Source organism: Nocardia sp. JCM 34519.1 (genome assembly GCF_020361265.1).
Taxonomy (GTDB): domain Bacteria; phylum Actinomycetota; class Actinomycetes; order Mycobacteriales; family Mycobacteriaceae; genus Nocardia; species Nocardia arthritidis_A.
Window position 1 is genome coordinate 195,409 of the sequence record NZ_JAIRBR010000006.1, and the last position, 11,529, is coordinate 206,937.

Annotated in this window: 12 protein-coding genes and 4 tRNA genes; 9 read left to right on the forward strand and 7 right to left on the reverse strand. The window is 64.8% G+C overall.

What is annotated here, in order from left to right:
* Positions 1-17 precede the first annotated feature (17 nt).
* Positions 18-1,163 carry a tRNA dihydrouridine synthase DusB gene (gene dusB, locus LGY53_RS17900; RefSeq protein WP_225727802.1) on the reverse strand — a complete coding sequence of 382 codons (1,146 nt, stop codon included), beginning with the start codon at positions 1,161-1,163 and terminating at the stop codon, positions 18-20.
* A 133-nt stretch (positions 1,164-1,296) separates the two neighbouring features.
* Between dusB and LGY53_RS17905 the strand changes: the two genes are divergently transcribed.
* Positions 1,297-1,878 carry a TetR/AcrR family transcriptional regulator gene (locus tag LGY53_RS17905; protein WP_225727803.1) on the forward strand — a complete coding sequence of 194 codons (582 nt, stop codon included), beginning with the start codon at positions 1,297-1,299 and terminating at the stop codon, positions 1,876-1,878.
* Positions 1,879-1,885: 7 nt separating this feature from the next.
* Here LGY53_RS17905 and LGY53_RS17910 read toward each other — a convergent pair whose 3' ends face one another.
* A complete protein-coding gene (locus tag LGY53_RS17910) occupies positions 1,886-2,749 on the reverse strand; it encodes an SDR family oxidoreductase (RefSeq protein ID WP_225727804.1) in 864 nt (287 codons plus the stop codon).
* 337 nt (positions 2,750-3,086) lie between these two features.
* Here LGY53_RS17910 and LGY53_RS17915 point away from each other — a divergent pair, with 337 nt between their 5' ends.
* Positions 3,087-3,758, forward strand: a complete 672-nt coding sequence (locus tag LGY53_RS17915; protein ID WP_225727805.1) for a hypothetical protein — start codon at positions 3,087-3,089, stop codon at positions 3,756-3,758.
* A gap of 89 nt (positions 3,759-3,847) precedes the next feature.
* On the opposite strand, the gene LGY53_RS17920 is transcribed toward LGY53_RS17915, so the two are convergent.
* From LGY53_RS17920 to LGY53_RS17930, 3 genes are all read right to left on the reverse strand, one after another.
* Positions 3,848-4,813: an acyl-ACP desaturase gene (locus LGY53_RS17920; RefSeq protein ID WP_167471812.1), complete on the reverse strand. Its 966-nt coding sequence runs from the start codon at positions 4,811-4,813 to the stop codon at positions 3,848-3,850.
* Between the two features lie 285 nt (positions 4,814-5,098).
* Complete coding sequence (locus LGY53_RS17925) at positions 5,099-5,668, reverse strand: DUF937 domain-containing protein (RefSeq protein WP_225727806.1); 570 nt, start codon at positions 5,666-5,668, stop codon at positions 5,099-5,101.
* 189 nt (positions 5,669-5,857) lie between these two features.
* Positions 5,858-5,930 (reverse strand) — tRNA-Lys (locus LGY53_RS17930).
* An 849-nt stretch (positions 5,931-6,779) separates the two neighbouring features.
* On the opposite strand from LGY53_RS17930, the gene LGY53_RS17935 reads away from it, so the two are divergent.
* From LGY53_RS17935 to LGY53_RS17950, 4 genes are all read left to right on the forward strand, one after another.
* Positions 6,780-7,445, forward strand: coding sequence for a TetR/AcrR family transcriptional regulator (locus LGY53_RS17935; RefSeq protein ID WP_167471814.1), 666 nt, complete (start codon positions 6,780-6,782; stop codon positions 7,443-7,445).
* 92 nt (positions 7,446-7,537) lie between these two features.
* Positions 7,538-7,610: transfer RNA gene (locus tag LGY53_RS17940), tRNA-Glu, on the forward strand.
* Between the two features lie 29 nt (positions 7,611-7,639).
* Positions 7,640-7,713: transfer RNA gene (locus tag LGY53_RS17945), tRNA-Asp, on the forward strand.
* Positions 7,714-7,775: 62 nt separating this feature from the next.
* Positions 7,776-7,849: transfer RNA gene (locus LGY53_RS17950), tRNA-Phe, on the forward strand.
* Between the two features lie 650 nt (positions 7,850-8,499).
* On the opposite strand, the gene LGY53_RS17955 is transcribed toward LGY53_RS17950, so the two are convergent.
* Together LGY53_RS17955 and LGY53_RS17960 are read right to left on the reverse strand one after the other, a co-directional pair.
* Positions 8,500-9,153 (reverse strand): hypothetical protein, encoded by a 654-nt coding sequence (locus LGY53_RS17955; RefSeq protein ID WP_225727807.1) that lies wholly within the window; start codon positions 9,151-9,153, stop codon positions 8,500-8,502.
* Between the two features lie 305 nt (positions 9,154-9,458).
* Positions 9,459-9,821, reverse strand: a complete 363-nt coding sequence (locus LGY53_RS17960) for a MerR family transcriptional regulator (RefSeq protein ID WP_225727808.1) — start codon at positions 9,819-9,821, stop codon at positions 9,459-9,461.
* 65 nt (positions 9,822-9,886) lie between these two features.
* Between LGY53_RS17960 and LGY53_RS17965 the strand changes: the two genes are divergently transcribed.
* The 3 genes from LGY53_RS17965 (at position 9,887) to LGY53_RS17975 (ending at position 11,489) form a co-directional block, all read left to right on the forward strand.
* Positions 9,887-10,702 (forward strand): LLM class F420-dependent oxidoreductase, encoded by an 816-nt coding sequence (locus LGY53_RS17965; RefSeq protein WP_225727809.1) that lies wholly within the window; start codon positions 9,887-9,889, stop codon positions 10,700-10,702.
* A 111-nt stretch (positions 10,703-10,813) separates the two neighbouring features.
* Positions 10,814-11,245, forward strand: coding sequence for a hypothetical protein (locus tag LGY53_RS17970; protein ID WP_225727810.1), 432 nt, complete (start codon positions 10,814-10,816; stop codon positions 11,243-11,245).
* 61 nt (positions 11,246-11,306) lie between these two features.
* Positions 11,307-11,489 (forward strand): hypothetical protein, encoded by a 183-nt coding sequence (locus LGY53_RS17975; RefSeq protein WP_225727811.1) that lies wholly within the window; start codon positions 11,307-11,309, stop codon positions 11,487-11,489.
* The last annotated feature ends 40 nt before the right edge of the window (positions 11,490-11,529 follow it).

The window sequence follows — 11,529 nt, forward strand, 5'->3', positions numbered from 1 at the left end:
CGGCGCGAGTCGTTCGGTCAGCCGCCGCTGTGCATGACGTCGGCGGCGGACGGGACGGTGTCGTCCTCTGGGTCGTCGAGCCAGCCCTCCGGGAGAACGACCTTCGTCTGTGGGGAACCTTGTCGGCCGCGTGGTCCTTGGGCGTCGGCTGGGAAGGGGACGTCCGGGTCGAGTTGTCCGACGAGGTCTTCGATTTGGGTCAGGCTGGAGACCGTCGCGAACTGGCGGCGCAGGTGTGAGCCGACGGGGAAGCCCATCAGGTACCAGGCCATGTGCTTGCGGATGTCCCGCATGGCCTTGTCCTCGCCGTCGTGTTCGACCAGCAGGCTGGCGTGGCGGTACAGCACCTCGCCGACGCGGCCGAGTGCCGGGCCGTCCGGAATGGGCTCGCCGCGCAGCGCGGCGGACAACTCCGCGAACAGCCACGGACGGCCGAGGCAGCCGCGTCCGACCACCACGCCGTCGCAGCCGGTCTCGGCCACCATCGCCAATGCGTCGGCGGCGCTGAAGATATCGCCGTTGCCGAGGACCGGGATGGTGGTGACGGCCTCCTTGAGCCGGGCGATCGCACTCCAATCCGCCTGTCCGGAGTAGAGCTGGGCGGCGGTGCGGGCGTGCAGGGCCACCGCCGCGGCGCCTTCGGCTTCGGCGATGCGGCCGGTGTCGAGATAGGTGTGGTGATCGTCGTCGATGCCGATGCGGAATTTGAAGGTGACCGGCACATCGCCTGCGGCAGCGACCATTTCACGAACGATATTGGCGAAAAGCCGCCGCTTGTACGGCAATGCCGAGCCGCCGCCGAGCCGGGTGACCTTGCGCACCGGGCAGCCGAGGTTCATATCGATGTGGTCGGCCCAACCCTCGCCGACGATGATCCGCACCGCCTCGCCGAGGGTGGCCGGATCCACGCCGTAGAGCTGCATCGAGCGCGGGTGCTCGTCGGCGTCGAAGGACATCATGTGCAGCGTCTTCTCATTGCGCTCGACCACCGCGCGGGCGGTGATCATCTCGCATACGTAGATCGAGGTCGGGCTGCCGAATTCGCGGCACAGCTTGCGAAAGGCCAGATTGGTGATGCCCGCCATCGGGGCGAGCACGACCGGCGGATCGACCGGATACGGTCCGATCCGCAGCCCGGTCTTCGCCTCGGTCGCCGCAGTCATGCCCACCATTTTCGCATTCGCCGGAAAGTGGCCGGAATCACGCCGTGCTTGACAGCCGTAGACGCCGACCGGTCTGCTCATTTCGCGCCGAGCGGGTCCGAAAGGCCCGGTCATCGGAAGTATGATCTGCGTCATGGGACGCAGCTCGGACGGCCGGGAGCGGATGCTCACCACAGCCTCCGAATTGTTCCGCGAGCGGGGGATTGCCGGGACGGCGCTGATGGACATCATCGATCGCAGCGGCGCCGCGCGCGGATCGATCTATCACTACTTCCCCGGCGGCAAAGCGCAATTGGCGAGGGAGGCCACCGAGCGGGCCGGCCGCGAATTCGGCGCGATGATCACCGGATTGGTCGCGGCCGACGGCCCGGTGGTCGCCATGGGGATCTGTGTGGACTACTTCCGGCAGCGCCTGGTGGATTCCGGCTACGAGGCGGGCTGCCCGATCACCGCGGCCGCGCTGGAGCCGGGCGAGGCGGTCGAGGCGCGCCGGGCCGCAGGGGAGTCCTATGCGGCTTGGGAGGCCGCGCTTGCGAATGCCCTTTGGCAGCACGGTGTTCCGCAGTCGCGGGCCGCGGCCGTCGCGACGTTGGCCATCAGCGCCATTGAGGGCGCGCTGATTCTGGCACGCGCACAACGGGATTCGGGTCCGCTCGATCGGGTGCGGTGCGAGCTGGAACGGTTCGGCGAGGCGCTGCTGCGGCAGCCGACCTGATCGAGCGCTACTGCTCGCGCAGGCGGCGGTGATAGATCTCCCGGACCGTCGGATCTGGCTGGGTGAAAGCCGTTGTCGCACCGGTGAATGCGGCGACCGCCAGCTGCGCCCGATACGGCAGCAGCTGCGCCGACTTGATGATCGCCGCCAATCGCCGCGGCACGGTGACGAGCGCCTTCTCCCGAATTACGGTGCGCACGATGGCATTTGCCACGTCCTCGGGATCCACCGTGGTGAGCGGTTCGATCCAGCCGGGCATCTTCGCGCCCGCCGAGAGTTCGGTGCGCACGATTCCGGGCAGTACCACCGAGACATGTACGCCGTGCTCCTTCAACTCGAGGTGCAATGCAGAGGAGAAGCCGACCACCGCGTGTTTGGTGGCGCAGTAGGTGGCCAGGCCCGGAAAGCCCTGTGCTCCGGCGAGAGATGCGATGTTGATGAGGTGGCCGCTTTTGCGCGCCAGGAAACGCCTTGTGGCCAAACGGGATCCGATGATCACGCCGCGCAGGTTGATATCGATGATCCGCTCCGTCATCGCCTCGTCCTCCTCGGCGAACAACCCGGTGGGCATGATGCCCGCGTTGTTGACGAGCACGTCGAGCGGGCCGAACTCCCGTTCCACCTCGTCGAGGAAGGCGGCGAACGCGGCCTTGTCGGTGACGTTCACGGGGAGGCCGAGCATGCGCGCGTCCGGTTCGGCGCCCAATTCGGCGGCGGTTTTGGCGACCAGTTCGACATCGATATCGCCGATCGCGACCGCGGCGCCCGAGCGCAGGAACGCCTCCGCCGTCGCCCGGCCGATGCCGCGCGCGCCGCCGGTGATCGCGACCACCTTGCCCGCGAGCAGTTTCGCGCCATCCGCTGTTGTCATCTCGGCCCCTTTCTCGCAGTTCCGCATCGGCTCTGCGGCGCGGACGCCGCACATGTCCGACGGGTACGCCTGCGGACCTACCCCGGGGAGATGCGATCGAATCCGCGGCGTCAGCATCAGACTGCCGGAATTACGCGCTCCGCAACGCGGTTTCGGCGGCCATAGGGGTAAGCCGTACCACGGAGCTAAGCTGGCTCAGACAGTGAACGTAACGCGTTCAGTAGCCTTGTCCCGAGACGCCCCACCGTGACCAGCGAGAATGGCGTCGTACCTGCGAATCACCCCGGAGTAGGTCGGACAGTTATAGGCCAGGCAGTCACGCATCGGAGAGAACGACATGGAAGAACGGACCGACAGCGGCGACGCACCCGAAACCACGGCCGCATCGGATAGCGCCGCCGCGGTGGACCGGGCCGACGATGGCACGGATACCGCGAAGACCGAGACCGCACCGGAGACGAAGGATCCGAAACCGGCGGGCAGATCGGGAACCGTGCAGATCCGCGTTTCCACGGTGATTCAAACCGCGTTGATCGCGGTGCTCGGTATCGCGGTCGTCGTACTCGCCGGATTTCTGTGGTCCGCCAAATCGGATCTCGCGGATCGAAGAACTCGGGACGCGAATGATCACAAGGCCGAACAAGTTGCCACCGATTATGCGGTCGGCGCGGCCACCGTCAACTATCAGGATGTCAACTCCTGGATAGCGAAACTGAAGGCCAATACCACCGATCAGTTGGCGGGTAAGTTCGATCAGACCGCCCCGCAGTTACAACAGATTCTGGTGCCGTTGAAGTTCACCTCCACCGCGACGCCGATCACCGCGACGGTGGCATCCGAACAGGGCGGCATATACAAGGTGAACGTGTTCGTGAACGTCAATGCCACGAATGCGCAGAATCCGCAGGGCACACAGAGCACCGCCACCTACAACGTCACCCTGGACAAGAACTCGGGATGGAAGATCACCGATGTCGGCGGTGTCGATGGCGCGCTGCCGCTGAAATAGCGCGGAGCGGTTGCCCGATATTCGAAAACCCGTCGGCCGCCGGACATTCCGGCGGCCGACGCTACAGCTGTATGTACGGGTACTGCCGGTCAGCGCGCGCCGACGTCGGCGAGCTCGCGCTTCTTCGCCTCGCGGGCGAGCATGCGATCGCGCTGCTCCTCGAACTTGATGACGTCCTTGCCGAGCTTGTCCAGGAACAGGCCGAGTCGCTCGCGCACGGCCTCGCCGCGCGGCGTGAAATCGTTGCGCTCGAAGATGTTCCACTTCTTCAGCACCGGCTGCACCACCTCTTCGAGATGCTGGCGCAGGTCGTAGATGCCGTGTTTGGCCATGAGCACGCCATTGCGGCGGAAGTTGGGCATTCCGGCGCCGGGCATCCGGAAGTTCTCCAGGATCAGGGTGATCGCCTCGATGGCCTGATCCGGGGACAGATCGATGGCCGCGCCGCACATATTGCGATAGAAGATCATGTGCAGGTTCTCGTCGGCGGCGACGCGCTGGAGCATGCGGTCGGCGATCGGGTCGTCACAGACCTTGCCGGTGTTGCGGTGGCTGACCCGGGTGGCCAACTCCTGGAAGGTGACATAGGCGACCGAGTGCAGGAAGCCCGCGTCGGCCTCGGTCGGCGAGGCGAACCCGTTGGTCATGTGGACCATCCGCGCTTCCTCCAGCGCGACGGGATCGACGCCACGGGTGACCACCAGATAATCGCGCATGACGATGCCGTGGCGATTCTCCTCGGCCGTCCAGCGCCCGACCCAGGTACCCCACGCGCCGTCCTGAGAGAAGTTCTCGGCGATCTCGCGGTGATACGAGGGCAGGTTGTCCTCGGTGAGTAGGTTCGTGATCATGGCCGCTTTCGCGACCTCGTTCAGCCGGGACTGTTCCGGGTCCCAGTCCACGCCCCCGAGTGCCGCGAAATTGCGGCCTTCGTCCCACGGGACATAGTCGTGCGGATGCCATTCCTTTGCCAGGGAGAGGTGCCGGTTGACGTTCTGTTCGGCAACCGGCTCCAACTCCGTGAGCAGCTCGAGTTGAGTCAGATCCCTTGCCATGTATAAGCCCTTCAGTGAGTGCGTCCGGTCGTGCTGGTCATCCCCCCAACGTAGACCGTTGCCGATGCGGCCATACCTTACGGCACCGTAGGTGTGATGCGAAACGCATCGATAGCCCTCGCGTTTCACGGTGGTGCACGTCATACGCCGTCGTTGGCGTAGGGCGACCCTTGCGAGTCTAGGCGGGTTCGCACGAAGTGTGATCGTTCGTTCCCCTGCCGCGGCCCGCAGCGCAAGGTGTATCGCCGCGGGCCACGGCCTGTTAGCTCCCGCCCCCGGAAAATCTCACTTCTTGCCGAACAGGCCGCCGAGCACGTTGCCGAGCGCGCCGCCCGCGTTCTTGGCCAGCGCCTCGCCGAGCGCCCCGCCGAGTCCACCGCTCTTGGAACTGCCGCCCAGCAGATTGCCGAGGATGTCGCCGATCGCGCCGCCCGATGCCTGCCCGCCACCCTGTCCGCCGCCGCTCATCTGCTTGGCCAGGAAGGCGAGCACGATGGGGGCGAGCATCGGCATCACCTTCGCGATGAGGTCGTTGCCGCCAGCGCCCTCGGTATTGCCGAGCGCGCTTATCACGGTGTTCTTCTCCTCGCCGAAGACGTTGTCGACGATCTGGGCGCCCGCCTTGGTATCGACCTGGTTGATATCGACCCCGCCGTCGACGAGGTCGCCATGTCCTTCCAGGGAGTCGACCAGCGAGGCCGCACCCTCCGGCTTGTTCGCGTTGGCCTGCAGACCGCCGAGCAGGGCGGGCAGGGCGGCTTTCACCGCGTTGGTCGCGGTGGCCTGGTCGACACCGAGTTTTTCGGCGATCTGACCGATCGGAACCTGGGAGAGCAAATCATCGAAAGAAGTCATCAGCTCCACCTTCGTCGAGGGTGTCCCCGTATCCCGGGGTCGGGCTCAGGGTAGGGGAAAGCCCGGGTGGAGTGTGGTGTTTCGTCCGCGGCAGGTCGCGTTTCGCCGATATGTCGTGCTACCCGGCCCGGCCGTGCTACCTGCGGAAATGAACCGGGCACCCGGTGTGTGACCGGGTGCCCGATGCGGTGCCCCCAGTAGGGCTCGAACCTACGACCTGCGGATTAAAAGTCCGTAGCTCTACCAACTGAGCTATAGGGGCGCGGTAGGCAAGTGTAGTGGCGCGGGTGCCGAAACCCCTAACCGGGGGTTGGCCAGCGGGCGGCGATGGGGTGCGATATCAATGTCCGGGGTTCGCCGGTAGCCGAGACATGCTGTCTCCGTTGGCAAGGCGGGTGTGGGGTGTGATCGCGCATGCGGTAAATAATTGGCACCCAGCTTTGTTCGCTGGGACACACCCTGGCTAGTATCGAAACATGTTGGCTACCAATGCCTTTGGGCGTAACGGTGGGATCATCCGGTGTTCTTGCGCGGAATGTCGGCCGATCCGGCGCGGATTGGGCGATCGCTGGTCGGTTGACCGATCGACTCCGCTTTGTGTGTGAACCCGGCTGGGGCGCTGGCTAATTCGACTTTCGAGCGGACACTGGAATTGGTTGCGAAATGTTTGCTGTAACAGATATCCGGATCGACTTGAAGCCTTACTCTCCGGTTTGCCGCGTGTCGGAAGGGATTTCCGGGTACGGTGACGCCTTGGTGAATTCCGGAAGAATCGTCGACCCACCCGGCGGATCCGGAATTCGGCTTATCGTTGATGTGCCCGAACGTGTCGCGACCGGTCCGGCTTGTCGTGGCTTACCCGATTCGATGCCGCAGGAGGCAGATCCGAGACAAAGAAATACCCGGGTGCGCACCCCCTGCGGCGCACCCGGGCAGGAAAACTATACCAGCTGGTGTGTTTCAGGATTTTCGCAAGTTTTCGTACCGAAAGTTTGAAACTGGGCGAAAACCCGGTTTGAAGTATTGATAAAACTCATAACTTCGCGCCAAGGGTCTTGTTCCTTTGGGGGTGGGTCATTGGCGGCGAGTAGGCTTCGGAGGCGTTTCGAGCATGGCACGGCAGCAAGAGCGGGCCCGCCGGACACGTGCGGCGATTATCAGGTCCGCCGCCGTTGAGTTCGGGAAGAGCGGCTATGCCGCTGCATCGCTCAACCGCATATTGGAGGGTTCACGCGCCACCAAAGGCGCTATGTACTTTCATTTCGATTCCAAGGAAGATCTGGCACGCGCGGTCCTCGAGACAGCCGTCGACCGCTATCGGTCCTCGGCCGAACGTTGGCTGGCCAGAACAGATCTGAGCGCACTCGACACCCTGCACGGCATGATCGACGAGATCGCACTGCGACTCGAACACGACATCATCGTGCAGGCCGAATTCCGGCTGATCATCGAGCCGGACTTCTACCGCGACGTGCAATCCGGCGGCGGACGGATACTCGGGCGCGCCACCAGGGTTCTCGCGGTGCGCGCGATCGACCAGGGGCAGCTGCGCGGCGACGCGGACCCCGACCGATTCACCCGCACCGTAGCCGCCGCCCTCGCCGGGCAGCGGTACCTGGTCGACCTCGCCGGCAGTCCGGTCGACCTGCGCGCCCGCTTCGAGGAAGCACTCGAAGTGGTCGTCGAATCCATGGCCACCCCCGAGTGGCTGGAGAAGTTCCGCACCGACGGCTGGCGCACCTCCGCCCGCATCGAAGAGCTCGGATTAGCGCTCTGACCAGCCGGTTTGGGAAACCCGCCGCGTCTGTCATAAGCTATCCGGGCTCCCAACGGAAACGTTGAAAGCCGGTCCGGAGGAATCCGGGGCGAGCCCCCTTCGTCTAGCGGCCTAGGACGCCGCCCTTTCAAGGCGGTAGCGCGGGTTCGAATCCCGTAGGGGGTACGGTCTTCGGACCGTTGGTAGCAGAGCAAGGCCCTGTGGCGCAGTTGGTTAGCGCGCCGCCCTGTCACGGCGGAGGTCGCGGGTTCGAGTCCCGTCAGGGTCGCAAGTGTAAAGCGTCGGAGTGAATCCGGCGCCACGCGAACGGCATTCGGTTCGGGTGCCCGCGGCCAGGTAGCTCAGTTGGTACGAGCGTCCGCCTGAAAAGCGGAAGGTCGCCGGTTCGATCCCGGCCCTGGCCACTCGATCGAAGGCGTGTCCTGCTCGGCGGGCACGCCTTCGCTGTGTTTCGATCTCGTCATTCTTTGTGGGGGCCAAGCCCCCACGCCCCCGGCCGGGGGCGTGCCCCCGGACCCCCGTTCCTGGTGGTCACCTTTTTGTGCGACGTCACCTGTCAAGGGGTTTCGGGTTGTGGGGGGCGTTGGGGTCAGTCGATTTCAGGTGTGTTGTGGTTGGTGGGCATGCCTTTGTTGTGTTTGATCGTCGTCGTTTTTGTGGGTGAGCCCTCGCACCGCACCGTAGCCGGGGCTAGCGCCCGGACCCCCGATGCGGTGGTCATTTTGGGTGGGGACGTCAGGTTATTGATCAACGTGTTGGTTGTGTGGCGTTCGGCCTTATCTTCGATTCGATGAGCTATGGCCGCAGGAAGTGCGGGATGTGGATCGTCGGTTCGGTTTTCGTGGGGTGCGACCACACACCGCGCCTGGCGGCGCATCGCTTCTCGTGGGTCCTTCGTGGCTGGTCTGTGGGTTGCGTTGTGGCGGTTTGGCTGTCGGGCTATTGCGGTGGTGTGGGGGTGTAAGTGGCGTGTACTGGCTGGTTTTCCCGCGTGGCGTTCGGATTCGCTGCGCTTGCAAATGGATGTGCGGGGGGCTGGAAGGGGGTGGGGTTGTTACTTGGCTGGATTCGTCAGGTGGTGTGATGAAATGGGGTCCCAAGTGAAGGTGCCTGCTTGTGGATCCTGGTGGACGGCAAGGAAATGCAGGGTGTGCACGGTGAGTGTGGTGGAGACGCTTCGGTATTCGAGTGCGCGTTCCAATGGGGTTGAATCGCAATCGGTGACGCCGTAAGCGAGAGATACGTGTGGGAATGCCGGGGGTGGGGGTAGCGGGCGGGTGGGGCCGAATATGTGGGTGGCGGCTTCGCGGGTGTGATCGACGAGTGCCTGCCACGCGGGGAAGGGTGTCGGCGAGTCCGGTAAAGGATTGGGATGGTCGGGGGTGGCGGCCATGACGACGCTGCTGGTGTGAATTACCGGGCCGGACATGGGGATCTCGAAGGGTGGCGTCGCGGAAGCGATGGCTGTCAAGGCATCCGAATATCGGGCGAGCGATGATGGCGTGACTTCATTGCGCCACCATGGGATTCGGGTCACGGTGGCGTGCAGCCAACGGGGCGTTACGGGGGCGCAGTCGGGAAAAACCCCTATTGCATCGATAGTGGGTTGTACAGATGTGGCGAACTGTGGATCGGGCAGTACATAAACATGCAGCGAGTCGCGCAGCCATGGCCATTTCAGAACGCTTGGATCAAAGATGTTCCGCACGCGGCGATCCTATGCAAGCGGATGGTGAGTTGTTGGTCACAATCGTCGCCGAGCCGGCTCGACCGCTGCACGAAAGATGTTGTCGGCGTTCGATGTTGGTTGGGTAGTTGCCATCGTGTCCAGTTCGATCTCGCGGCGACGTTGCCGAAGCTTTGCGGTGTGCCCGAAGTCGGCCCTGTCGCGCACCGAAGTGGGTCGAACGGTGCGTCACATTTTCGACGCATTCGTGGGTCGGCGAATCCGAAACGGCCGCAAGCGGTTCGGTCGATGATCGGCGCGCTCGCGGTCGAGGGGCGGTGTGGGCTTCAGCTATTGGCGCGGACAGCGTCGAGGTACTCGGCGATGGCGTCCCGGTTGCGGGCGAGGCAGTCGATGCGCCGGGACATGCGGTTGAGCTGATCCTCCAGCAGCGCGAGCATTTCCGGTGTCGCCTCCTCGAAGACGAGGCAACTCGGCTGGTCGAGGCAAGGCAGGATCTGCTTGATGATGCGGGTGGGCAGGCCGGCGTCGAGCAGGCCGCGGATCTGCTGAACGCGATCCACCAAGCGTTCGTCGTAGCTGCGATAGCCGTTCTGGCACCGCTGCGCGAAGATCAGGCCCTGCTCCTCGTAGTAGCGCAGCAGCCGGCGGGAAGTTCCGGTCCGCTCGGACAGCTCTCCGATGCGCATGTGTTCCACCTCATAGAGATCCGCATTGACCCTCACATCAATGTGAGGGTTCGAGTATACGGGTCATGAAGATTGGAATCACCACCTTCGTCACCGACGAGGGCATCAGCGGTCCGAAACTCGGTATGGCACTGGAGGAGCGGGGATTCGAATCCCTGTTCCTGCCGGAACATTCGCATATTCCGGCGAGTCGGCGCTCGCCCGCACCCGGCGGCGGGGAACTGGCGCGGGAGTACTACCGCGCCCTGGATCCGTTCGTCACGCTCGGTGCCGTCGCGGCCGTCACCGAGCGGTTGGTGCTGGGAACCGGGGTCACTCTGCTGATTCAGCGCGATGTCATCCACACCGCCAAGGAGATCGCGACGCTCGATCGAATCTCGAACGGGCGCTTCGTATTCGGCGTCGGCGCTGGCTGGAATCGGGAGGAGATGGCCGATCACGGCACCGATCCGCGCACCCGTGGCGCACTGCTCGACGAACAGCTGCGGGCCATCCGGCAGATCTGGACCGAGGATCTCGCCGAATTCCACGGCCGCTTCATCGATTTCGATCCGATGTACGCCTGGCCGAAACCCGTTCGGCAGCCACCCATCTTCATCGGCGGCGGAGTATCGGCGGCGAAACGGGCGATCCGGCACGGTGTCGGCTGGTTGCCCGCCGCAGTCTCCGATCCCGCCGAAATCGCCGCCCAGCTAGCCCAACTCGACGGACACGACCTGCCCGTCACGGTCGCGTTCGCCCCGGCCGAACCCTCCTTGCTCGACGGCTACGCCGCGGCCGGAGTGCAGCGCGTCGTCCTGAGCATGCCGACCCTCCCGGAATCGGAAACCCTGCACACCCTCGACGTGATGCGAAAAGCGGTCGACCACTACCTGTTCTGAGATCTCGTTAGGCGTCGAGCCGAACCGACAAGGGCCGGTTCGGCGCGGGACGGGCGCAAACCCGTTGCCGCCCAAGGGGACAGGGGCGGGAAGCGGACATATCGTGAGGGTATGAGCGGGGCAGACGGGATGATCGAGGACGAGCCGCTGGCGGATGGGATGGAGATTTCGCTGCGGTATCGGCTCGATCTGCGGGTGACCGATGCGCGGCGGCTGTTGGCGGCGGCGCGGCGGGCGTATCTGGAACTGAATCCGGATGCCACCGCGGCCGAGGCGCAGGGGGAGGTGCGGTGCGCGGCGGAGGCGATCGGGGAGATTCTGGCGCATGCGGGACTGTTCGGGGACGGTGAGGTGCATCGGCGGCTCGAGTCGCGCGTCGACGACGGGGTGGAGGTGGGCGGCTGGGCCGCGCGGATCTGCGTCGACGAGCCGTTTCCACTGAGCCCATCGCCGCTCGGGAACTGCCTGCGCGGGGATGAGATCTTCGAGGTGCCCGCGCGTGGTGGGGACGACGGGCTGGATGGGCGACCCAATTTGGTGTGACCTGTGATCTTGCCCGCGTGAATCCGGGGCCGGGTTTCAAGATCGGTGGGATGCTGGGTGTATGGCCGATCAGTGGTACTACTGCTTGAAGCATCACCGGGCGGAAAACGGGAAGCGCTGCTGGTTCGCCGATCGGATGGGTCCGTACCCTGATCAGGCGACCGCGGAACGGGCATTGGACATCGTCCGGGCCCGCAACGAGCGGGCGGATTCGGCCGACCGGCGCTGGCGCGACGGGGACTGAACCCTCCTCAGACGGATCCGCTACGGTTCAAGGAAATCAG